This is a genomic window from Sphingobium indicum B90A, assembly GCF_000264945.2.
Classification (GTDB): domain Bacteria; phylum Pseudomonadota; class Alphaproteobacteria; order Sphingomonadales; family Sphingomonadaceae; genus Sphingobium; species Sphingobium indicum.
Genome location: NZ_CP013070.1, coordinates 3,120,925 through 3,143,248, shown reverse-complemented (window position 1 = coordinate 3,143,248; position 22,324 = coordinate 3,120,925). Strand labels below are relative to the sequence as shown.

At 63.3% G+C, this 22,324-nt stretch carries 18 protein-coding genes and 1 riboswitch; of the genes, 9 read left to right on the top strand and 9 right to left on the bottom strand.

What is annotated here, in order from left to right:
• Positions 1-16 precede the first annotated feature (16 nt).
• Complete coding sequence (locus SIDU_RS15290; RefSeq protein ID WP_158514636.1) at positions 17-1,180, bottom strand: hypothetical protein; 1,164 nt, start codon at positions 1,178-1,180, stop codon at positions 17-19.
• A gap of 123 nt (positions 1,181-1,303) precedes the next feature.
• A riboswitch (cyclic di-GMP riboswitch) is annotated at positions 1,304-1,381 on the bottom strand.
• A gap of 43 nt (positions 1,382-1,424) precedes the next feature.
• Entirely contained in the window at positions 1,425-1,607 is a 183-nt protein-coding gene (locus SIDU_RS19880; protein ID WP_007685136.1) for a hypothetical protein, read from the bottom strand.
• Positions 1,608-1,809: 202 nt separating this feature from the next.
• Between SIDU_RS19880 and SIDU_RS15280 the strand changes: the two genes are divergently transcribed.
• Positions 1,810-2,520 (top strand): NUDIX hydrolase, encoded by a 711-nt coding sequence (locus tag SIDU_RS15280; RefSeq protein WP_007685138.1) that lies wholly within the window; start codon positions 1,810-1,812, stop codon positions 2,518-2,520.
• A 17-nt stretch (positions 2,521-2,537) separates the two neighbouring features.
• Positions 2,538-3,842, top strand: a complete 1,305-nt coding sequence (pncB, locus tag SIDU_RS15275) for a nicotinate phosphoribosyltransferase (RefSeq protein ID WP_007685140.1) — start codon at positions 2,538-2,540, stop codon at positions 3,840-3,842.
• Positions 3,843-4,145: 303 nt separating this feature from the next.
• Here pncB and SIDU_RS15270 read toward each other — a convergent pair whose 3' ends face one another.
• On the bottom strand, positions 4,146-5,864 hold the full coding sequence (locus tag SIDU_RS15270) for a histidine kinase famiy protein (RefSeq protein ID WP_007685143.1): 1,719 nt from the start codon (positions 5,862-5,864) through the stop codon (positions 4,146-4,148).
• 167 nt (positions 5,865-6,031) lie between these two features.
• Between SIDU_RS15270 and SIDU_RS15265 the strand changes: the two genes are divergently transcribed.
• The 3 genes from SIDU_RS15265 (at position 6,032) to SIDU_RS15255 (ending at position 10,764) form a co-directional block, all read left to right on the top strand.
• Positions 6,032-8,629, top strand: a complete 2,598-nt coding sequence (locus SIDU_RS15265) for a PAS domain S-box protein (RefSeq protein WP_007685144.1) — start codon at positions 6,032-6,034, stop codon at positions 8,627-8,629.
• A 270-nt stretch (positions 8,630-8,899) separates the two neighbouring features.
• Complete coding sequence (locus SIDU_RS15260) at positions 8,900-10,117, top strand: BtaA family protein (RefSeq protein WP_007685147.1); 1,218 nt, start codon at positions 8,900-8,902, stop codon at positions 10,115-10,117.
• The gene (locus SIDU_RS15255) at positions 10,117-10,764 is read left to right on the top strand and encodes a class I SAM-dependent methyltransferase (RefSeq protein WP_007685149.1); all 648 of its coding nucleotides are present in this window, start codon (positions 10,117-10,119) and stop codon (positions 10,762-10,764) included. The genes SIDU_RS15260 and SIDU_RS15255 overlap by 1 nt, the downstream gene beginning before the upstream one ends.
• 44 nt (positions 10,765-10,808) lie before the next feature.
• Here the strand turns inward: SIDU_RS15255 and SIDU_RS15250 are convergent, their stop codons facing one another.
• Positions 10,809-11,897: a phytase gene (locus tag SIDU_RS15250; RefSeq protein WP_233431839.1), complete on the bottom strand. Its 1,089-nt coding sequence runs from the start codon at positions 11,895-11,897 to the stop codon at positions 10,809-10,811.
• Positions 11,898-12,171: 274 nt separating this feature from the next.
• Between SIDU_RS15250 and SIDU_RS15245 the strand changes: the two genes are divergently transcribed.
• Entirely contained in the window at positions 12,172-14,871 is a 2,700-nt protein-coding gene (locus SIDU_RS15245) for a TonB-dependent receptor (RefSeq protein WP_233431838.1), read from the top strand.
• Positions 14,872-15,190: 319 nt separating this feature from the next.
• On the opposite strand, the gene SIDU_RS15240 is transcribed toward SIDU_RS15245, so the two are convergent.
• The 3 genes from SIDU_RS15240 to SIDU_RS15230 form a co-directional block, all read right to left on the bottom strand.
• The gene (locus SIDU_RS15240) at positions 15,191-16,090 is read right to left on the bottom strand and encodes an NAD(P)H-hydrate dehydratase (RefSeq protein WP_007685153.1); all 900 of its coding nucleotides are present in this window, start codon (positions 16,088-16,090) and stop codon (positions 15,191-15,193) included.
• Positions 16,087-16,872, bottom strand: a complete 786-nt coding sequence (locus tag SIDU_RS15235; RefSeq protein ID WP_007685154.1) for a histidine phosphatase family protein — start codon at positions 16,870-16,872, stop codon at positions 16,087-16,089. The genes SIDU_RS15240 and SIDU_RS15235 overlap by 4 nt, the downstream gene beginning before the upstream one ends.
• Before the next feature lie 321 nt (positions 16,873-17,193).
• Entirely contained in the window at positions 17,194-18,360 is a 1,167-nt protein-coding gene (locus SIDU_RS15230) for an MFS transporter (protein ID WP_233431837.1), read from the bottom strand.
• Here SIDU_RS15230 and SIDU_RS20100 point away from each other — a divergent pair.
• Positions 18,329-18,619: a hypothetical protein gene (locus tag SIDU_RS20100; protein ID WP_233431836.1), complete on the top strand. Its 291-nt coding sequence runs from the start codon at positions 18,329-18,331 to the stop codon at positions 18,617-18,619. The genes SIDU_RS15230 and SIDU_RS20100 overlap by 32 nt on opposite strands.
• Complete coding sequence (locus tag SIDU_RS15225) at positions 18,564-19,598, top strand: AraC family transcriptional regulator (RefSeq protein WP_233431835.1); 1,035 nt, start codon at positions 18,564-18,566, stop codon at positions 19,596-19,598. Before SIDU_RS20100 ends, SIDU_RS15225 begins: the two co-directional genes overlap by 56 nt.
• 51 nt (positions 19,599-19,649) lie before the next feature.
• Here the strand turns inward: SIDU_RS15225 and SIDU_RS15220 are convergent, their stop codons facing one another.
• Together SIDU_RS15220 and SIDU_RS15215 are read right to left on the bottom strand one after the other, a co-directional pair.
• The gene (locus SIDU_RS15220) at positions 19,650-20,465 is read right to left on the bottom strand and encodes an NAD-dependent epimerase/dehydratase family protein (protein ID WP_007685157.1); all 816 of its coding nucleotides are present in this window, start codon (positions 20,463-20,465) and stop codon (positions 19,650-19,652) included.
• Entirely contained in the window at positions 20,462-20,923 is a 462-nt protein-coding gene (locus SIDU_RS15215; RefSeq protein WP_007685158.1) for a MarR family winged helix-turn-helix transcriptional regulator, read from the bottom strand. Before SIDU_RS15215 ends, SIDU_RS15220 begins: the two co-directional genes overlap by 4 nt.
• Positions 20,924-21,158: 235 nt before the next feature.
• Between SIDU_RS15215 and SIDU_RS15210 the strand changes: the two genes are divergently transcribed.
• On the top strand, positions 21,159-22,073 hold the full coding sequence (locus SIDU_RS15210; protein ID WP_025771161.1) for an SDR family oxidoreductase: 915 nt from the start codon (positions 21,159-21,161) through the stop codon (positions 22,071-22,073).
• Positions 22,074-22,324: the final 251 nt, after the last annotated feature.

The following is a 22,324-nucleotide window of genomic DNA, read 5'->3' as shown; positions in this document are numbered from 1 at the left end:
CGCCCCGGCCGGTGGTTCAGCGGCTCAGGTTGAGCGCGCCCGTCAGCGTGTTCACCGTGTTGCCGACCGTTCCCGTCACTGGCGCGAGCGCTCCGCCCGGATTGGCCGTGGCGGTGGCTCCCGCATCGGCGGTGGCCGTCGTCCCGGCCGTCGCCGTCGTCCCGGCGCTGACGCCCAAGGGCGAAAGGGCGCCGCCGGTCACGCCCTGCACGGCGGAGGTGACGCCAGCGCCGACCGTCTCCACGGCGGATGTCACGGGGGCGAGCACGCCCGTGGCGCTGCCCGTGCCGGTGGGGGTGATGCCATTGGGCAGCAGGTTGGCGTTCACCAACGCCGGGTCGCCGCTGCCCAGAAGCTGGTTGCCGCCGAGCGCGACGTTCAGCAGATTGTCGGCAATGCCGCCGGTCGAGGAGGTGACGTTGGTCACGCGCACATCGGCTATGCCGTTGACCGTCGCCAGCGCCGTATTGCCGGCGTTGAGCACGCCGACGCTGGCCAGAGTGCCGGTCGGCTGCGTATCGCCCAGCACCCCGGCGCCGATCGCGCCCGTCGTGCCGTCAAGCCCGTTGGTGACGGTCCGGCCGCCGACATCGATCGAGACCAGATCCCCCACGACGCCCTGCGCGCCCTGAAGGAGGAGGGTTCGTCCGGCGCCCGCATCCACCAGCACGGTGCCGGTGTCGTTCAGGACGCGCGTGATCGTGCCGGTGACCGGCTGCGTCACGGGAAGCGCGGTGGCGATGGGGGTCGTCACATTGCCTTGACCGTCGGAGACGCCCAGCACCGCATTGCCGGCGGTGGTGAGCACCGGCGATACCTGTTGAAGGAGGCCGGTCGTGGTCGTGGCGCCACCGGTGCCGGAACCGGTGCCCGTGCCAGAGCTGGAGCCGGAGCCAGTACCGCCGCTGCTTGAGCCGGTGCCTGAGCCGGTGCCTGAGCCGGTGCCTCCCGTGCCACCGCCAGTCGCGCCGCCGCCGCTGGTGGAACCGCCACTGCCGTCGGTGCCTGATCCGCTGCCCGATCCGCCGCTGCCGCTACCCGCGCCCGGCGTGCCCGATCCGACGCTGGCGACGCGCAGGCCGCCGCTGCTTTCACAGGCGCTCAGCAGAAGGGCGATGGTCGAACAGGCCGACAGGGCCAGCAACCTGCCATGAGATGATTTCCGATCGAACGACAACACAGGCTTTCTCCTCACTTGTCCGGGCGTACAGGCGCGCGGCAGGAGGGCTGCCCAGGGGCGGCAGGGTCGGAAGGTTGCGCAATGTTTTTGTAGATAGGGCGCTTTTCCATCGAACCATGGTCCTTCGGCAGCCCCGCTACCTTGCCACCAAGGCCGGAGGCTTTGCGTCCCGGCGTCACCGCCGGTTTGCCATTATCGGGATCTTCCTGATCCTTCGCCCGTAACGGATGACCAGGGAAAACGTTCAATGAAATAGCTTGGGAGCGATAGAATAATACCGGTAGATCCGAACCCCCGGATCAACGGCGCCGAAATCGAGTATGTTCGCCCAGCCCGGCGTGCCGTGCACGCAGTGAAGGGGAAATTGTTCAGCCTCGGCGGAGGCTGGATAGGCCTCGGCCGAATGGGTGTCGAAGGTGAACAGCACCCCCCGCGGTTTCCGCAGGCCGGAGCGATGAAAGCCAGCGCTGCATCGGGGCGATCAGCGCCTCAGCCCCGGCAACCGATAGCGCCCCATCCGCCCACATGAAATCGGCTTGTGTATCAACCACGACTACGAGGCGTTGCATAATCGCCTCCTATGAGTTGAGCTTGGCATATGTGCATAATGCATATAAGTAAAGTGCCATATGGATATAAGTGGCGATGCCGAATTCCTCAGCGACTATGATCCGACGGCCTATGATCGCCCGTCGGTCACTGTCGATCTCGTGCTGCTCGGCATTCACCGCCGGCGGCTGTCGGCGTTGCTGGTGCGGCGCGACCAGCCGCCGCAGGCAGGACATTGGGCATTGCCAGGCGGATTTGTCGCGATCGACGAGAGCCTCGACGTCGCCGCCGCGCGGCTGCTCCGCGACAAGGTAGGCCTCGACGGCGCGCATCTCGAGCAGCTCTACAGCTTCGGCGCTGTCGATCGCGATCCGCGCATGCGCGTGATCACCATCGCCTATCTGGCGTTGCTCCGCGAGGATCAGATGAATGCGGCCCTGCGCGCCGGCCGGGCCGCCATCGCGGCGCTCGAAGGTGAGACGGTGGTGGCAATCGGCGAAGACCAGGCGGCGCTGCCTTTGGCCTTCGATCACCAGGCGATCCTGACGCTCGCACGCGACCGGCTGCGCGGCAAGATCGACTATTCGGACCTGGCCTTCGCGTTCCTGCCTCCGTGCTTCACGCTGCGCGCGCTCCAGGACGTGCACGAGGCGGTGCTCGGCACGCCGCTCAACAAGCCTGCCTTTCGTCGCCGCATGCTCGATCGGGGCCAACTGGTGGCGACAGGCACGCGCGAGGACGAGGCGTCGCATCGCCCCGCCGAACTGTTCACCCTCGGCGGCATCCGCTGACCAGCCCGGAGGCATCGATGGTCTATACCGATATTGCCACGCGCACCTACAACCATGGCTGGCGGCTCGACCCGATCGTACGCAGCCTGCTCGACACCGATTTCTACAAGCTGCTGATGCTTCAGTTGATCTGGCGGTTCCACCGCGACACCCAGGCGACCTTCGCACTGATCAACCGCACCCGCTCGGTCCACCTCGCCGAGGTGATCGACGAAGGCGAGCTGCGCGCGCAGCTCGATCATGCGCGCATGCTGCGGCTGGGCAAGAAGGAGCTGATCTGGCTCGCGGGCAACAGCTTCTATGGCAATGCGCGGATGTTCGACCCCGAATTTCTCTCCTGGTTCAAGGATTTTCGGCTCCCCGAATATGAACTGCGCGTTGTCGACGGCCAGTTCGAGCTGCACTTCGCCGGGCCATGGACGCACACCACGATGTGGGAGATCCCGGCACTGTCGATCATCAACGAGCTGCGCGCCCGTGCGGCGATGGCGGGCAAGGACCGCTTCGCGCTCGACATTCTCTACGCCCGCGCCAAGGCCAAGATGTGGGATAAGGTCGAGCGGCTGCGCCAGCTGCCCGATCTCGTGCTTTCGGACTTCGGCACGCGCCGGCGACACGGCTTCCTGTGGCAGCGATGGTGTGTCGAAGCCGTCAAGGAAGGGCTGGGAGACCGCTTCATCGGCACCTCGAACGTGCTGCTGGCGATGGACAATGACCTCGAAGCGATTGGTACCAACGCTCACGAGCTGCCGATGGTCACTGCGGCGCTTGCCGAGGACGATGCCGCGCTGGCCGCAGCGCCCTATCGCGTGCTCGACGAATGGCGCCGCACCTATGACGGCAATCTGCTGATCGCATTGCCCGATGCGTTCGGTACGACCGCGTTCCTGCACAACGCGCCCGAATGGGTCGCCGACTGGACCGGATTTCGCCCCGACAGCGCGCCGCCGATCGCGGGCGGCGATCAGATCCTCGACTGGTGGCGCGCCAGCGGCCGCGATCCACGCAAGAAGCTGCTGATCTTCTCGGACGGCATGGACGTCGATTCCATTGAGGCGACCTATCGGCATTTTCACGGTCGCGTGCGCACCAGCTTTGGCTGGGGCACCAACCTCACCAATGATTTCCGTGACTGCGACCCCGACGGCGGCGCCGGCCTCGCGCCGATCTCGCTGGTCTGCAAGGTCGTCAGCGCTAATGGCCGCCCTGCGGTCAAGCTGTCCGATAATCCCGCAAAGGCCACTGGCGAGCCGAAGGAGATCGAGCGCTACCTTCGCGTTTTTGGAAACGCGGATCGCGGCGGTCAGCCCGTCCTTGTATGATCGCTTATCAGCTACGCCGCTCGTCAGCCGGACGGCCGCATATGGGGTGCTTTCCTGACGGTCTGCTTCGAAGTGTTGCATCGGCAGTTCCTGCCAAGAGCAGACATTCGCGATGGCGGATCGGAAGGACCAGGTCTGGTCGGCAGCTGCCGCAGAAGCGGAACGTCTGCAGATGGGGAGCAAAGATGGGGCGCTAAGCGTCCGGCATGGGTCGAATGACGACGGCAGTCAGGAATGTCTGCGGCCGTGTTGTTGGGCTCGACAGCGTAGCTCCGATAACCCCGCTCCCAATATCAGTGGCAGTTATCCCTCCTTGGCGCCAAACGGACTTTCCTCCCGCCTGACGACAGTGCGACGTGACAGAGCCGTCCTTACCCGATCGGCCAGTTCCTCGCGACGATAGGGCTTGCCGATCACATCGAGCCGCGTGCCGCGCGGGATATCGGCGACCAGATCCTCATTATAGCCCGTGGTCATGAGGACTGGCGTTTCCGGATGCAATTCGTTGAACTTCTCGACCAGTTCCAGGCCGCTCATGCCACCCGGCATGACCATATCGGTGAAGAGCAGATCGACCTTGATATTTTCAAGCTTCAGGAGGGCTTCCTCGCCGCTTGGGGCAGAAATGACCTTGTAACCGATCGCGGCCAGTTGCTCGCTCGCGAGCGCGCGGACATCGTCGCTATCTTCGACCAGCAGGATCGTCTGTCCTCCGGCGTCGCCCGAAATCGCCGGCGCTGGCATGGGCTGCACGGGGCCGGACACGGCCTCTTCGGGCGGCGCGACGGGAAAGAGCAGCCGCATCGTCGTTCCCCGCCCCGGCTCGGAGTCGATTTCCAGACGGCCGAGCGACTGCTGCACAAAGCCGTGGACCATTGCCAGGCCAAGGCCGGTGCCGCGCTCCTTGCCCTTGGTGCTAAAGAAGGGCTCGGTGGCGCGTTGGCGAACCTCGGGGCTCATGCCATGGCCTTCGTCGCGGATGCTCAGCACGACATAATCCCCTTCGGGAAGGCCATGCGCCGCCGCATTGCCGTTCAGCTTCCAAAGCTCGGTCGCAATCGTCACGGTGCCGCCGCCGGGCATCGCATCGCGGGCATTGATCAGGATGTTGAGCACCGCCATCTCTAGATGCGTGGGGTCGATCTGCACCGCCGGGAGCCGACGCTCCAGCGCGGTGACCAGCCTGATCTGCGCGCCCACGGTGTTGTCGATCAAATCGCCAAATTCGTGGATCAGGTCGTTCATATTGATCCGGCGCGGCTCGAGCCTGGTCTTGCGCGCGAAGGCGAGCAACTGGCGCGTCAGTCTCGCGCCGCGCTCGGCAGCCCGAGCAGCGTTGCTCAGCATTCGTCGCTGGGCATCGCTCAGATCGTCACCGAGCACGATGTCGAGATTGCCGGTCACCACCTGCAGAAGGTTGTTGAAATCATGCGCCAGGCCGGCGGTCAGTTGTCCGATCGCCTCCATTTTTTGCGCCTGACGAAAAGCCTGTTCAGAGGAACGCCGTCGCGTGACGTCAAGCTGGCTGGCGAAGAAATAGATGAGCGTGCCGTCGTCATCATAGACCGGTGCTACGAACACCGCGTTCCAGAAGGGACTGCCGTCGCGGCGATAGTTCAGGATTTCGGTCGAAATCGCTTCCTGCGCCGCAACGGCTTCGCGAAGGGCGCGGACGGTCTCCCTGTCGGTGTCGGTCCCCTGCAGGAAACGGCAATTGCGGCCGACGACTTCGCTTTCCTCATAGCCTGTCAGATCGAGAAACGCTTTGTTGGCAAAGACGATGGGATTGTCGTCCTGGCGCGGATCGGTAAGGATCATCGGCATCCGCGTCATCTGCAAGGCAGCAAAGAACACCGTACCGCGCTGGTCGAGCCCGGGCTCCGCCACGGTCGATCGCTTCCAGTGATGCGTCGGTCGGGTGCCCGTCGGACTGTAGGAACTGGTGTCTTCCAGATCGCCGGCTGGCTCGCCGGTCGCTTCGTTGGGAGTGACGGGCGCTTCTGCGCCATCCTTGTCGGCCACGGGCTACCTCAAATCAGTTTCAACATCGCAATAAATCTTCATCGGCGATCTGGTTGCCATGAGTCTTCACTCGAGATTATCAGCCGGGCCTGACCATCCCGTCTGCAACCAGTTCAAGCGCTTTGCGTTTGCGTCCAGCATCAGAAGAATTTTTCCGCGGGGGATCGATGAGAAAGCCGGAACCGTCGCGCGCGATCAGCGCTGACGAATGGCGCCAGATCGTCGATGGCGCGGTTGGCACGGCGATCATCACCACCGATCTCGAAGGCCGGGTGACGAGTTGGAACGAGGGCGCATCCCGGATGCTGGGCTGGACCGCCTCCGATGTTCTGGGCGAGACGCTGGAGCGCCTGTTCCCTCCCGGAGAGGGCGCCTCGGCGCTCCGACAAGAGATGACCGACGCGCTGACCGTCGGCCGTGGCGGCGGAACGGAAGGTTGGCGCATTTGCCGCGACGGATCCCAGATATGGGCCGTGGGCGAAATGTCGCCGATCCGCGATCGGGCCGGTGCCGTGGTCGGATTCACGAAGATCTTGCACGACCGCACGAAAAGCAGGGAAGCGCAGGAGGCGATCTCCGAAGAACGCCGTGCGCTGGAGATACTTAATCGGGCCGGCTCCGCCCTGGCGGCCAAGACCGATCTTCAGGAACTCGTCCAGATCGTCACCGATGCGGGGGTCGAGCTGACCGGGGCCGAATTCGGCGCCTTCTTCTACAATGTCGAGAATGAGGCCGGGGAGAGCTACATGCTCTACACCCTGTCCGGGGCGCCAGCCGAAGCCTTTTCCAAATTTCCGATGCCGCGCAACACAGCGGTGTTCGCGCCGACCTTCTCGGGCGAAGGGATCGTTCGCTCCGACGATATAACCAGGGACCCACGCTACGGGCAAAATGCGCCACGCAAAGGCATGCCCGAGGGACATCTGCCCGTTCGCAGCTATCTGGCCGTGCCGGTCATTTCGCGTAGCGGAGAGGTGATCGGGGGCCTGTTCTTCGGCCATGCCGATATCGGCGTCTTCGACGCTCGGTCGGAGCGGGGCCTGGAAGGCCTGGCGGCGGAGGCAGCCGTCGCAATCGATAATGCCAGGCTGTTTCAGGCGCTCGAACGCGAACTCACACAACGGCGAAAGGCGGAGAGCGAACTGGCCGACAGCGAAGCGCGCTTGCGACTGGCCACTGAAGCGGCTGAAATCGGCACCTGGGACTACCACCCCGCCTCGAACGAACTTCGGTGGGACGTTCGGTGCAAGCAACTCTTCGGTTTATCCCCGGAGGCGGCAGTCACCTATGCGGGCTCCTTCATCGCGGGAATTCATCCGGACGACCGGGAGCGCGCGGACGAGGCCGTCCGGCGAGCGATCGATCCCGAGGGCACGGGCCGCTACGACATAGAATATCGCACCATCGGCATCGAGGATGGACGGCAGCGGTGGATTTCCGCGAGCGGACGCGCGCTCTTCGATGCCGATCAGGGAACGCGCTTTGTCGGGACGGTGATCGACATTACCGAGCGGAAGGCGACCGAGGACAGGTTGCACCAGCTTAACGAGCGGCTGGAAGAACGGGTCGAGGCCGAGATCCGCAAACGCGCGGAAGCGGAAGAGGCGCTGCGCCAGTCGCAGAAGATGGAGGCGATAGGACAACTCACCGGCGGGATCGCCCACGACTTCAATAATCTGTTGGCAGGCATCATCGGCAGCCTGGAAATCATCGAAAGGCGCATTTCCGAAGGCCGGACCGAGGGTATAGAGCGCTTCATCAACGGTGCGCAGACCTCCGCCCAACGCGCCGCGGCGCTGACCCAGCGGCTCCTCGCCTTCTCTCGCCGCCAGACCCTCGATCCCAAGCCGACCGACGTGAACCGGCTGGTTTTCGGTATGGAAGACCTCATCGCCCGCACCGTCGGCCCGGCCATCAAGGTGGAGGTTGTCGGCGCCGCAGGTCTCTGGCCAACCAGGATCGACACCGTCCAGCTTGAAAGCGCGCTCCTCAATCTCGCCATCAATGCTCGCGACGCCATGCCCGACGGCGGCAAACTGACGATCGAGACCGCGAACAAGTGGCTGGACAATCGCGCCGGGCGGGAACGCGACCTGCCGCCAGGACAATATATCTCGGTATGCGTCACCGACACGGGGACAGGCATATCGAAGGACATCGCCGACCGGATCTTCGATCCGTTCTTCACGACCAAGCCGATCGGCCGGGGCACGGGTCTGGGTCTTTCCATGATCCACGGTTTCGTGCGGCAGTCCGGCGGCCAGGTTCGCGTCTACAGCGAGCCGGGGCAGGGAACGACGATGTGCCTTTATCTGCCCCGCTACTCCGGCGATGTCATGGACGATACCGTGGCGGTGGAATCACCGATCCCGGAAACGGGAGCCGGGGAAACCGTGCTCGTGATCGACGACGAGCCTACGGTTCGCATGCTCATAGTAGAGGTGCTCGAAGAGGCTGGATATGTCGCGCTCGAAGCGGAAGATGGCCCTTCAGGGCTGAAAATCCTTCAGTCCGACGTCAGGGTCGATCTGCTCATCACCGATGTCGGGCTACCCGGAGGCATGAACGGCCGACAGATCGCCGACGCGGCCCGCGTTGGTCGCCCCGACCTGAAGGTGCTTTTCGTAACCGGGTTCGCGGAGAATGCCGCTGTCGGCAATGGTCATCTTGAGGCGGGCATGGAGGTTATCACCAAACCATTTGTGATGACCGAACTCGCGAACAAGATCACCGACATGATCGAACATCGGCATTCCGGCGCCTGATCGGCCGATCTCCGGTCGCATCTGCCAAAGGTCATCTGGATGGGCATAGTATGTGATGGCGGACCGTCCGGACCCGAGGACTGAAAATTAGCTCCTGTACGGCAAAGAAGGGTCATCCGCGCTACCGCGACCGAGGATGCTAGGCTCGCTAGTAAGCCAGATCAAGGGGCTTTTCGCAAGGGTTTCACAGGGCCGTAACAGGAGCGTCACGCTGCCGACTTTGGGTTGTCCTAAGCAGCACCGGACGACCCGGCAGCGAGGAGGCGCTTTATGGCATCTGTGGCACATCGCAAAGTTACCCGCGCGGTGCACCGGCATCGGCATCTTTCGCGGCAGGGGCTGCTGGAGCGGGCCTTTACCTTTGCCTTTCGAGGGCTGGTCTATGCGCAGATCTGGGAAGATCCGGCGGTTGATATGGAGGCACTGGCGATCACGCCGGATTGCCATGTGGTCACTATCGCATCCGGCGGATGCAACGTGCTGAGCTATCTGACGGCCGATCCGGCGAGGATCACGGCGGTTGACCTGAATACCGCGCATATCGCGCTCAACCGGTTGAAGCTGGCAGCGGCGCGGGCCTTGCCGGATCATGAGGCTTTTCATCGGTTCTTCGCCAGGGCCGACTGCAAGGAGAATGTGGCGGCATATCGCGCTTTCGTGGCGCCGATGCTGGACGATCCGACGCGGCGTTATTGGGAAAGGCGGGATTTCATCGGGCGGCGGCGGATCGGCGGCTTTGCGCGGGGAATCTATAAGCACGGGCTGTTGGGTCGCTTCATCGGGGCTGCGCATCTGCTGGCGCGGTTGCATGGCGTCAATCCGCGGCGGATGCTGGATGCAAGATCGCGGGAGGAACAACGGGCGATCTTCGAGACGGAACTGGCGCCGGTATTCGACAGTGCCTTCATGAAGTGGCTGACGAGCCAGCCTGCTTCGCTTTTCGGCCTGGGGATTCCGCCGGCGCAATATGAGGCGCTGGCCGGAGACGAGCGGATGGACGGCGTGTTGAAAACGCGGCTGGAGAAGCTGGCCTGCGACTTCGACCTGAAGGACAATTATTTCGCGGTGCAGGCCTTCGGGCGGGGCTATGCCGGGGGGGAGGGGCCGTTGCCGCCCTATTTGCAGGCCGCGAACCATGCCGCCGTGGTGGAGCGGGCCGGGCGGGTGGACGTGCGGCATGTGAATTTCACGGATTTCCTGGCGGTTCAGGAGGCCGGGTCGGCGGATCGCTATATATTGCTGGATGCGCAGGACTGGATGGACGATGCGCAGTTGAATGCGCTTTGGGCGCAGATCACGCGGACGGCGAAGCCCGGCGCGCGGGTGCTGTTCCGAACGGCGGGGGAGCCGACTATCTTGCCGGGCCGGGTCGATGATGCGGTGCTGTCGCTGTGGGATTATCGGGCGGAGGAGTCGCGGGATTATACGGCCCGAGACCGGTCGGCCATTTATGGCGGCGTGCACCTCTATGTGCTGAGGCGCGCGTGATGAAGGGCGGACATGGCGGCTTGATGGACAGCATCTACCGGCGTCAGCGGCATATCTACGACCTGTCGCGGAAATTCTATCTGCTTGGACGGGATGGGTTGATCGCCGATCTTGCGCCGCCGCCTGGCGGGGCTGTGCTGGAGATCGGCTGCGGGACCGGGCGGAACCTGATTGCGGTGGGCAAGGCCTGGCCGGAAGCGCGGCTCTATGGCGTCGATATCAGCGCCGCGATGCTGGAGACGGCGCGAAAGGCTGTGACGAAGGCAGGCATGGCGGATCGGGTGGTGCTGGCGCAGGGGGATGGCTGCGAGTTCGATGCAGCGGCCCTGTTCGGGCGGGAGGCGTTCGAGCGGGTGTTCATCAGCTATGCGCTGTCGATGATTCCAGACTGGCAGGGCGCATTGCGACAGGCGGCGCGGTGCGTGGCGGATGGCGGGAAACTGGAAGTGGTGGATTTCGGCCAGCAGGATAGGTTGCCGAAATTCTGGAAGCAGGCGCTGTTCGGCTGGCTGGCGCGGTTCCACGTGGCGCCGCGAGCGGAACTTCGTCAGGCCTTTGAGGGACTGGCGGCGGACATGGGTGGTTTTCCGCACAGCCATGTCCTGTATCGGGGCTATGCGATAAGGGGCGGATTGATCCGGGTTTGAGACCTTCCGACGCGCGGACAAACCTTCGCGCGGTTGTCCCTATGTCAGTGGGCGATGCCCAGCGCCCGCGCAATGTCGTCCCACGCCACCAGCTTGAAATTCTGCGCGGCCGTAGCGTTGTGGCCGTCCTGCGCGACGAACAGGCCGCCGGGATAGTCTGGTCCGAAATTGCCCAGCATCAGGTCGATGCCGTCCGTTTCCTCCGATCCGCCAATCTTCCCGTTGATCACACGGAAGCGGCCCGCATAGCTGTCGTCGGTCAGACGGTAGGCGACATAGGCATTGTCGCCCTGACTGGAGACGAGGACATAGCCGTCCCGCGTTCCGATAGGCGCGATGGCGACGCCTTCCGCATCCATGACCAGATTCCCGCCATCCGCCGCCGCGATCTTGGTGGCTCCGGTCGATCCCGTCGCGCGGGCGTCGAACCGCCAGAGACCGACATCTTCCTCCGCGACATAGAGGATCCCTGTACGGTCATCGACGGCGCAGCCTTCCGATTGGGTGCCGAGCTTCAGGGTTCGTACCATCCTGCCTGTGGGCGTGGCGCCTGAGGCATCGAGCGCGATCTGGTTTACCGTGCCGTCCTTCAGCACGATGAAGGCGTAGGTCGCGGTGCCCTCGCGATACAGGCAGATGCCATAAGCCTCGCCCCTGCCACCATCCACCTTGCCCAAGGCGGCAAGTTTCGCGGTGCCGGGGTCGAGCCGGAACAGGGCGATATTCGCATTGGCGGCATCGTTGCGGTCGCTGGCGACCACGAGGATTCCACTTTGCCCATTGATGGTGACCCCGTCGCGCAGGTCGACATTGTTGACCCGCCCCGCGTCAAGAAAGTCGCGGGTCTTGCCGTCGAGGCCATAGACATAGAGGCCCGCCTTCTTGTCGGTGCCGACGATCAGGCTTTGCGCGGGGTCGGCCGCGTTGCGCCAGATCGCCGGATCGTCCGCCGCATCGGCATTGGGTGTGCCGACTGGCGCGGTTTCCCCTCGCGCGGTCACGTCGACGGCGTGGGTCGCGTTGGCGATGCGCACGCCAATTGGGGCTGCCCTTTTCCCAGCGGCGGCGCAGCTCGCCAGCGTCATGACCATGACCACGACCGGAAGGCGCCGGAAAAGCCCTGCATTCGTCATGTTTGAGATCTTCATTCACGGAGCCCCCTTGCCTCAAAGAACGGTTCTGCTGACGACTGGGCGTGACATTTTGATGACGCGGGCAAAGATGACTGGTCTGTCAAAGGCTGTTGGCAGGATGACATTAAATTGAAATCACTCCGTCACGAGCTTGTAAGCTCCGCCCTCTAACCGGCCCCTCGCAAATCGCGAAGATGCGGTGAAACAGGGGACCATCATGAACATCCATTCGACGCGGCGCGGCGGCCGCCGCCTGCTGTTGTGCCTGCTTGCCGTGAGCGCGGCGTCCATTGCCATCGGCACTGCCCAAGTGCAGGCAGCCACCGCCGAGGAGGACGCTGGCGCAATCATCGTCACCGGTACCCGGCCGATCGCGGAATCGGAGGCGTCGGCGTTGGAAGTTCAGAAACAGTCGGATTCGCTCGTCACTGTGGCGGCATCGGACTCCGTAGGTCGCCTGCCCGACCAGAATATCGCCCAGGCCACCAGCCGTCTGCCCGGCGTCAGCGTCGAGCGTGACCAAGGCCAGGCCCGCTACATCAATCTGCGCGGCGCGCCCAAGACCTGGACCACCCTGTCCTTCGACGGCATCAATGTGGTCAGCCCGGAAGGGCGCGACGCCCGTTTCGATTCCATCCCTTCCGCCATCGCCGGCAAGATCATCGTGTCAAAGGCGGTGACGCCCGACATGCCCGGGGAAACGGTGGCCGGCAATGTGAACATCATCACCCGTTCGGCCTTCGACTTTGACGGCGTCCACATCGCCGGCAAGGCTGGCATGGGCTTGGCCGAACTGGGCGACAAGAAGGAATATGAAGGGGCGCTGGTCGTCTCCAACCGGTTTAAGGTGGGAGAAGGCGAACTCGGGGTGCTGCTGTCGGGCAGCTATTATGAGCGCAACATGATCACCGACAATTTCGAGACGGATTATGAACGCGTGACCCGCGACGCCCGTCCCGGCAACGGCACCCGTTTCTGGGCGCATGAGGCGGAAAACAAGCTGTATCGCCTGACGCGCAAGAACTGGTCGGTGTCAGGCCGACTGGACTATAAGCCGGATGACAGGAACAGCATCTCGCTGCGGTCCATCTACACCATTTTCACCGACGACGAGGCGCGTGACAATTACCGCTTCGACCTGGACGACCGCGAAGCCGATCTGTCGAACAGCTTGGCAGCCTGCACCGTGACGCCCAACAGCGCGCCCCCGACATCGGGCTACGCTGATGTCTGCATTGGTAACACGCCGCAGCAGGGCACGGTTTACGGCATTGACATCCGCCAGCGCTCCACGCTGCGCGCGTTCCGCCAGTCGGTCTTCACCAACACGCTGGCAGGCGATCATGAATTTGCCCACGGCTGGAAGCTGAGTTGGCTGGCTAACTATACCCAGTCGAAGGATGATCGCTCAGTTGTGGGTGAGGCGACCTGGGACAGCCCGTCGACGCGCAACCTGCGGCCAACCGTTTCCTATGACTTCTCCAACCCGAACCTGTCGCGCCTGACGCTTTACCGTACGCTGCAGCTTGCCAACCCGACCCGCTACATGGCCGGTGCGCAGGTCACGGATGTGGACAGCTTTGCCAAGCCGCTGTCCGGCTTTACCGTGCTCGATGCGGTCGACACGACCAATGCCTATACCGCTCGCCTAGTGCTGGCGCGGGAGCTGGACAATGCCACCCTGAAGGCTGGCGTCCAATATGATCGCCGCACCAAGGTGGCTGACGAACAGCAGATTACGTTGAGCGCTGCCCAGGCCGCGACGATCATGCCCACGGACTATAACCAGTTCTCGACCGATCAGAAGTTCCTCGGTGAAATCCCGATGGGCTACACCTTCCACTATTTCGACACCGACAGGATGCGCGCGGCGTCCAAGGCTGCACAGGCTGCCTTCGCCTTCGCGCCCAACCTCAGCAACAATTATAACGTGCGCGAGGAAGTGCTTGCCGCTTTTCTGATGGGTACGATGCGTTATGACTGGGGTTCGGTGGTCGGCGGCGTGCGCGTGGAGCATATCAAGAATCGCGGCACCGCAGTCGGCACGATCGGCACCGTCACCGGTCCGATCACGGCCGAGGCCACGCAGACGCTGGCCTTCCCCAGTCTGCACATCAACTATAATGTCGACGACACCAAGAAGCTGCGTTTGTCCTTCAATAGCGGCGCGGCGCGTGCCGATTATGACCAGTTACGGCCCAATGTCGTTGTCAACGACTCAAATGAAACCATCTCTGGCGGCAATCCGACAATCAAGCCTGAGCGCGCTTATGGCGTGGACGCCTATTTCGAATGGTATCTGCGTCCGCAGGGCTATTTGATGATCGGCACCTTCTATAAGAAAGTTGAGGATTTTCTCTACACCTCCTCGCGCACCTTCGGTTCGAGCGCGCTCAACAGCAGCGGCATCGACCGCTCGGGTTACACCTTCAGCGGTTTGGTCAATGGCGGTTCGGGCCGCATCTATGGGCTGGAAGCCGCTGCCCAGCTACAGCTGGAGCCATGGACGGAAAGCCTCGGTCTACCCAACTTCATGGGCGGCTTCGGCGTATCAGCCAACCTGACCCTCAACAACAGCAAGGTTTCGCTTCCGGGCCGTTCGATCCGCCTGCCGGGTACGTCTGACTTTGTTTACAATATCGGCGGCTATTACGAGAAATATGGCCTGTCGCTACGCCTGCAATATCAGAATCGCAGCAAGTGGCTCGATACGGTTGGCACGTTGGCTGACGCGGGTGACACCTATTGGGACTCTGACGACGAACTGGATTTCTCCGCGCGCTATGCGCTCACGAAGAATTTCGAGATTTATTTCGACGCCTCGAACCTGCTCAACCATCCGGGTCGCCGCTTCTCTGATCCGGCAAGCCTGTTGACGGCATCCGGCACGCCAACCAGCAGCATCACCAGCCAGACGATCGAATGGGAGCGCTTCGGCCGCCGTTATACAGGCGGTATCCGCTTCAACTTCTGATCCCGCAATCGGGCGGCAAAGGGAAAGGGGACCGTGCAGCGCGGTCCCCTTTTCTAATAGGTAAAGAGGTCATATGCCCTTACATTGCGGGTTGAATAGGGTTGGAATAAGGAGCTGAGCGTCAGGCGCTACGCACATCAACCTCATCGTCGACATCGTTGGGAACTCCCGACGTCGCGGCACTTCCGCTGTGGTATGCTGCCCGGGGAATTCCCTGCATTTCGCCTCGCACAGCCAAGTCTGAGCTTGAGTAGCGAAAAGCGGTCGGTCCGCAGCTGAGGAAACAAAACTTGCGGTTGAACGGCAAAGAAGGGTCGATTCAACGAAATTTGGTTCTGTTCAGCGTAGCATCTTCGATCAGGCGCGGAATTAACGGCGACAGTTCTCGCGCTAGAAAACCCGCCATAGCCACCTGACATGACAGAACCTCGCCCGCCCGGCCGTGCAGCCAGCTTCCCCATCCGGCAGCCGTGAGTGGCGACGCGCCCTGCGCCGCCAGCCCGCCGATGATGCCCGCCAGCACATCGCCTGATCCCCCGGTGGCCAGGCCCACGGTCCCGCCCCGATGCACGAATATTTCGCCTGAAGGCTCTGCCAACAGGCTTTCCTGTCCCTTCAACAGGATGACCGCGTTAAACCGCTTTGCGACATCACGCGCCACGCCTTCCAGGTCGGCCTTCACCGCTTCTACTTCCAGCCCGGACAGATGGGCCATCTCGCCATGATGTGGGGTCAGGATGACATGCCCATCATGCGCCGCGATCAGTTCCTCCAGATCTCGCGCCGATGTCAGCGCCGCCGCGTCCAGCAAAATAGTGCGCGAAGCGTCGGGCGCGCTGAGGAGGTCCGCGACCAACTGGTCTGTCCGCTCCCCGATGCTCATGCCAGGGCCGAGGATCAGGGCATCGCAGCGCAGAAGGCGTTCGCGCAGCACATCCGCCGCCTCCGCCGCGATCTCGCCTTTTTCGTCGGAAGGCAACGCAATCATAGCCGCTTCGGGGATTAGCACGCCCAGCGCCGTCGCCACTGCCTGCACCGTCGCCATCTGCAGCTTGCCAGCGCCGGTACGCAGCGCTGCCTCGCCCGTCAGACGCAGCGCGCCGGGCACAAACTCCGCCCCGCCGACCACCAGCACGCGGCCACGGCTGTCCTTGTCGGACACGGTATCGAAGCCCGGCAAAGGATGAGTGGCGAGCCACGCTTCGTCGATTTCAATCACCCTCGCGCGCCCGCGATGCGATCCGGCGCCTTGGTGACGGGCGTCGCTTCTTCCTCCATCGGCGCTGTGACATTGTAGCTTTGCAACACCAGCTTCCCTGCCTTCGCATCGAAACGGTAATCGGTAATCGCGCAGTTGGCTACGTCGCCCTCGGCATCAATGGCGAGTATCTCCTGCTCGCCCAGATTTTCGATAATGTAGCGTAAGCACAGTACCACGACCTGATGCGAGAAGATCATTACCCGTTTGCCTGCATAATGGAGCGAGATGGTGTCCATTACAGACCGCAGCCGCAGGATCACGTCGCACCAGCTCTCCCCGCCCGGTGAGCGGTGGTAGAATTTGCCGAGCAACTGCCGCAACGCGGCCTGTTCGGGCTGGAGATTGCGGATGCCCGTGTTGGTCAGTCCGTCCAATATCCCAAACTCTTTCTCCCGCAGGCGCTCATCGAAGCAGATCGGCACGTCCCGGGGCGCGCCGCCAACGTTCCGGAAGATATCGGCAGTCTGGCAGGCGCGGAGGTAAGGCGAGGACAGAATGACCTCCGGTCGGTCTTCCTCCGGCTGTTCTGCGAACCAGTGTCCCAGCGCCGCCGCTTGCTCCCGCCCGAGATCGCTGAGTGGTACGTCGGCATCGCGGATGGAGAGAAGGATGCGATCCTCCTCCGCCTCATGCGCAGCATCGCGCGCGACGTTCCCGGCGCTCTGCCCATGGCGGACGATGATCAGCTGGTTTGGCCAGCGGCCGGATCCACTCAAGGCATTCTCCTCAAAAGCAGGCATTTCTTATCAAGTGCTCGCCAGCCCCGGGAGTTCCCACAGATTAGCATGTGGGGCTTGGTACGGCGTCATCTGTCACGCGATGGTAGCAGGCATTAGAGAAGCGGACGGTCGGCAACCCGCTCTCAAATTTCAACGGCTCTTCGTCCGCTATGGGCGAAAAGCTGCCGAACAACTGTGATCCGAAGCTTGGAGCGAGATCTCTTCGACATGATCGGCGCCATCCCCATTCCTTTTCGTGGAGGGGGCCACCGAAGGCGCTCCGTAGCCGGAAAATCGTCCTTCGGTGGCTGGGGGTGGCGGTGGGGTGCGACCCCCTTGGGGTCAGCGCTGCCGAAGCAAGGCAGCGATCCTGTGGTTTGCCATCAGAATTGCGATGCCGCTGAGGATGCTGGCGACGGGCACGGTCAGCAGGCCGAGTCCGAGGCTATTGGTCATATGCGCCGCGCTTCCCGCATCGCTGATCAGGCCGACGATGAGCGGACCCAGCGCAGGGCCGAGCAGGCCCGACCCGATCAGGACCAGGCTCGACGCCATGGCCTCACGGCCCTGGCCGGCCACGAGGTGCGCGGCGCCGAAACCCCATGGCAGCAGGAACGCGAAGGACAGCATGCTCGGCAGGAACAGCAGGATCGAGAGCCAGCCGATGGGGGCGAACAGGCCCGCCGTCGTCGTCACTGCGGCCATGATGAACAGGATAGCAGGGGGACCCAGCACGCGTCCGGTGCCCGAGCGCACCACCCGGTCAAACCAGCGACCGCCCAGCAGCGTGCCTATGATGCCCAGCAGGCCCTGCGGCAACCCGAAGGCGAGGCCGGCTTCGCTGGCGGTGAAGCCATGGGTGCGGATGAGGAAGGGTGCGGCGAAGGCATAAAAAGGCGCCGCGGCAAAGCCACTGGCGATCGCGCCGATGAACAGCCAGCGGAAGCCGGGTGCCGACAGCAGGCGCATGCTTGTGCGCATGAAGGGTTCTGCAGAGGCCGCCAAGCGCTGCAGTGGTGGCGTGGGCCTGATGGCGACGAACGCGATGAGGGCGATCACGCCGCCAAGGGCGCCCGCGCCGACCAGCGCCGTGCGCCAGCCGACCGTGTCGCTGAGCGCGCCGCCGGCAGCAAACCCCACCATGGTGCCAAGAGGGATGCCCAGAGCGAACAGCCCGATCGCCAGGCCTCTTCGCTCCGGCCGGATTTTCCGGGCGATAATCGCATGTCCGGCCGGGATCGCGCCGGCCTCCCCGAAGGCTACGCCGAGGCGCGTGAACGCCAGGACCAGGAAACTCGCGGCAAGGCCTCCGAGCGCCGTCATCGCGCTCCAGACCAGCGCGCAGAAAACAAGCACGAAACGGGGCGACCCCCGGTCTGAAACGCGGGCAAGCGGCAGGGAAAGAAGCGTATAGCAGACCGCGAAAGCAAGTCCTGTGAGCAGTCCGATCTGCGTATCGCTGAGAGAAAGATCAATCTTGATCGCTTCCGCCATGATGAAGGGCAGCATCCGATCGATCTGCGAGATCAGGCTGACGAGGAATAGGGCAACGAGTATTGCGCTGGAGCGCCATCCATCCGCATGTTCATTCGAACGTTCCTCGCTGGTCGGGAAAGAAGCGCTGGATATTTTTGTTGATCGTGTGGCAATTTCTGCCATGATCGTGACGCTCCTCGCCTGGGTTGGTGCCAGCAAGTTAGATGGAGCGACCCATGATCAGAATGCCGAATACCTCAATAAATTTGCCCAATCCTCCAAGCGCCGATAGGGTGAGCAGAGATGGGCAGGTCCTGCGCTGGCCGCTCGCCCAGGCGGAGAAACGCGTGCCTTCAGCCCTTCACGCGGCGGTCGCCGCTCATATCGATGCCCAGGGCGGCGGCGAGGGCCGTTTTCCCACGCGGCTTGCCGGCATGCACATCATGCGGTCCTTCGAAGCCCGGATGCCGATGCGGCAGGTCTATCGGCCGGGGCTTTGCGTCGTGATCCAGGGCGCAAAGGAAATCCTCTTCGGTGAGGAGACCTTTCGCTATGGCGTGATGGAGTGCCTGGCGATCGGTCTCGATCTTCCGGCCAGCGGACGGGTCATCGAGGCAAGCGCGGACGCGCCTTATATCGGCATCACCATCGATCTCGACATGACGATCATGCGCGAGGTGCTGGGGCAGCTCGAAACGCCGCCCGTGCCGACCAGCGGGTCAGGGCCCTGCCTGTTCGTGGGGAAGGTCGATGCACCTCTGGCCGATTGCATGCTGCGCCTGCTCAGGATGTCCGATACGCCCGAGGCGATCCCGATCCTCTACCCGTCCGTGATGCGGGAGCTCTGCTACTGGCTGCTGACGAGCCCGAATGGCGGCGAGCTGCGCAACCTTGGCCTGCCGGAATCGAGCAGCGAGCGGGTCAGCAGGGCCATTTTCCAGCTGCAGAACAGCTTTGCGCAGACGCTGCGGGTGGAGCAGCTGGCCGAGACGGCGCGTATGAGTCCATCGTCGTTTCATCAGCATTTCAAGGCGCTAACGTCCATGACGCCGCTTCAGTATCAGAAGCAGCTGCGCTTGCTGGAAGCCAGGCGATTGATGGTAGTCGACGGGATCAATGTGAGTGAGGCCGCTTATCAGGTTGGCTATGAAAGCGCTTCGCAGTTCAGCCGGGAATATACGCGGATGTTTGGTGCCGCGCCCAAGCGGGACGTGCTGGATATGCGCCGCCAATATAGCCGATATGCCAGCCGCACGCTGCAAGAGGCATAAGCGCGGCGCGGTGGCGCCGGCTTGGGAACCGCGCCTTCACATGGCCGTGCGTTAAAGCAGCCCTTCGTGCGCCGCCTGGTGGACACTCCGCACGACCGGCTGAAAGCCGAGCCGCCGGGCAAGCGCGCCGTCCATATGCAGGCGCCAGGGATTGGTCAGCGGCGCGGAGGAGGGTTCCATTGCGCCTCCCGCCAGCTGCACCAGTTCATGGATCGATGTGGGGGCATCATCGCCGATATTGACGATCCGTCCGTCCATCGCGCCATCCAGCGCCAGCATCATGGCGGTCGCAATGTCGCGGTGATGGACCATGCTCATGCGCTGGGCGGGGTGAAGCTTCACTTGGGCTAGATGCCGGGGGAGCGACTCGATATGGCCATCGCCATCCCCATAGACGAAGCCGAAGCGCTGGATCGACCAGTTGAGGCCGCTGTCCCGCAGTTCCGTCTCGGCGGCCAGCTTGCTCGCTGGATAGTCGAGCGTGGGGGAACAGCGATCCTCTTCTGCGCCGGGTCGCGGGGAGTCTGCGTCATAGACGTGGGACGTGCTGGCCATGATGAGCCGCGCGTCCGGCGCATGGGCCTTCATCGCGGCGATGAGGTTGCGCGTCCCGTCGAGATTCACCTTCCAGATGAGATCGGCATCGGTGGTGCGGAAGACGGCTGCGAGGTGGATGACGGCCGAAACGTCCTGCACGGCCGAAGCCAGCGATGCGGGATCGAGCAGGTCGCCAGTGGCTATCGACACGCCCGCAGGCACGCCACTGCCCGGCCGGGCCAGTGCCCGGCAGTCCAGCCCCGCCTGCACAAGACGCGGAAGAAGCCGGGCGCCGACCAGTCCGCTCGCGCCGGTTACCAGGATCGTCATGCTCTGTTTCCTTTCTCAAGCAGATTTTCGAGCCGTTCGCTCGCCGTCCGAAGCACGGTGATCGTGGTCTCGATATCGGCCTCGTCCATCCCGCCGAATGCCACGGAGCGAATGAAGGAGAGATCGGGCAATGCTGCCCAGAGTTTCGCGCCGGCCTCGGTGAGGCGCAGCAGCTTCTGACGCTGGTCGGCCGGATCGGGTGCCTGCTCGACGAGCCCTTTGCGTACGAGAGTTGCGACGATGCCGCTCATCGTCGCGCGCTCGATCTCCAGTAGCCGTCCCAGGTCGCGCTGAATCGTCGGGCCGACCGTAACCAGCCGGTGCAGTACATACCATTGCACGGAGCCAAGACCGTGAGGGCGAAGGGTGGCATCCATCACCGTACGACCAGCAAAATAGCAACGTTTAGCCCAAGCTCCGACCTCCTCACGCGTGGTGCTTCGCTGTTGCTGAGACATAACGCTTCCTATATTTCGTAAGCTACCTTGCAAATATGTCAGGTGCCATACGACTGTCAAGTCTGTTGCCTGCCTGGCGTTCTTGCGGGCGTGCCAGAGGAATAGGCTAGTTTTTTGCGCGTTCCGGCATGGTGATTTCGCTGTCTGCCGCCATCATTGCGCCGTTGGGCACGGCTGCGGATCGGGAGGACATGTCCCGAGGCGGGCGGCCCTGCCGGATTGGCGAGGACCATCGATGACGAACTGGACAGGCGATGATATTCCACCGCAACAGGGGCGCACGGTCGTTGTGACCGGCACCGGCGGTCTGGGTTTTGAGGATTCCATGGCGCTGGCCCGGGCGGGCGCCGATGTGGTGATTGCAGGGCGCAACCCTGAAAAGGGCGCCGCAGCAGTGGCGGCGATCAAGCGCGCCGTTCCCGACTCTCAGGTGCGGTTCGGCAGGATGGACCTGGCCGATCTCGGCTCGGTCGCCGCCTTCGCCAGGCAGCTCTCGCAGCAACAGGACAGTCTCGATCTACTCATCAATAATGCCGCGGTCATGCGTCCGCCGGAGCGTCGCGAAACGCGCGATGGCTTCGAACTGCAGTTCGGCACAAACTATCTCGGGCATTTCGCGCTCACCGCGCATCTGTTGCCCTTGCTCAGGAAAGGGCATGATCCGCGGGTCGTCACGCTCAGCAGTGTCGCAGCGCGCCAGGGCGCGATCGATTTCGACGATCTGCAGGCAGAGCGCAGTTACCGGTCGATGGAGGTCTATGCACAATCCAAGCTCGCCTGCCTCATGTTCGCGATCGAGCTGAGCCGGCGCAGCAAGGCGCTGGGCTGGGGCATCGAAAGCCTCGCAGCGCATCCAGGTATTACGCGCACCGATCTGATCGTGAACGGCTCGGGCCGGTCCAGCCTTCATGGACGGTTGCGCCGCTACCTCTGGTTCCTGTTTCAGCCGGCCTGGCAAGGCGCCCTGCCGACGCTCTTCGCGGCGACCAGTCCATCAGCGCGAGACGGTTGCTATTATGGTCCCGACCGGCTCGGCGGCACGCGCGGATATCCGACCGAGGAGCAACCGCCCAGGCAGGCGCTGGATAGCGCTGCCGCCGCTCGCCTGTGGAGCCTGTCCCTCGACCTGGCAAAAGTGCAGTTTGCTTGATGCCGCTCATAGGGAAGCCGGCAAATTGCCATCGGACCTCAAATTTTCACTGAAGTCCGTGGCAAGCTCGAATAATTGCGCCACCGGCAAATTATGAACCTCTGGCAGCTTTCGACGATTTCCTTCGAGATCGCGAACGTCGGCTTTGTTGGCGAATGTGGCCAGGCGGCGGCGGAATTGGTAGGCAAAAGATATCGAAGCTAGTCCAAGCCGGCGCAATTACTGATCGATCGCCTGAGACACATTGAGCC

Excerpts from the sequence above, each read along its gene's own strand:
- SIDU_RS15255 (WP_007685149.1), top strand. The coding sequence starts at position 10,117 with ATGAAGGGCGGACATGGCGGCTTGATGGACAGCATCTACCGGCGTCAG.
- SIDU_RS15220 (WP_007685157.1), bottom strand. The coding sequence starts at position 20,465 with ATGACGATCCTGGTAACCGGCGCGAGCGGACTGGTCGGCGCCCGGCTT.
- SIDU_RS15235 (WP_007685154.1), bottom strand. The coding sequence starts at position 16,872 with ATGCCTGCTTTTGAGGAGAATGCCTTGAGTGGATCCGGCCGCTGGCCA.
- SIDU_RS15265 (WP_007685144.1), top strand. The coding sequence starts at position 6,032 with ATGAGAAAGCCGGAACCGTCGCGCGCGATCAGCGCTGACGAATGGCGC.
- SIDU_RS15210 (WP_025771161.1), top strand. The coding sequence starts at position 21,159 with ATGACGAACTGGACAGGCGATGATATTCCACCGCAACAGGGGCGCACG.
- SIDU_RS15230 (WP_233431837.1), bottom strand. The coding sequence starts at position 18,360 with ATGCTGCCCTTCATCATGGCGGAAGCGATCAAGATTGATCTTTCTCTC.
- SIDU_RS15280 (WP_007685138.1), top strand. The coding sequence starts at position 1,810 with ATGGATATAAGTGGCGATGCCGAATTCCTCAGCGACTATGATCCGACG.
- SIDU_RS15260 (WP_007685147.1), top strand. The coding sequence starts at position 8,900 with ATGGCATCTGTGGCACATCGCAAAGTTACCCGCGCGGTGCACCGGCAT.
- pncB (WP_007685140.1), top strand. The coding sequence starts at position 2,538 with ATGGTCTATACCGATATTGCCACGCGCACCTACAACCATGGCTGGCGG.
- SIDU_RS15250 (WP_233431839.1), bottom strand. The coding sequence starts at position 11,897 with ATGACGAATGCAGGGCTTTTCCGGCGCCTTCCGGTCGTGGTCATGGTC.
- SIDU_RS15225 (WP_233431835.1), top strand. The coding sequence starts at position 18,564 with ATGATCAGAATGCCGAATACCTCAATAAATTTGCCCAATCCTCCAAGC.
- SIDU_RS15215 (WP_007685158.1), bottom strand. The coding sequence starts at position 20,923 with ATGTCTCAGCAACAGCGAAGCACCACGCGTGAGGAGGTCGGAGCTTGG.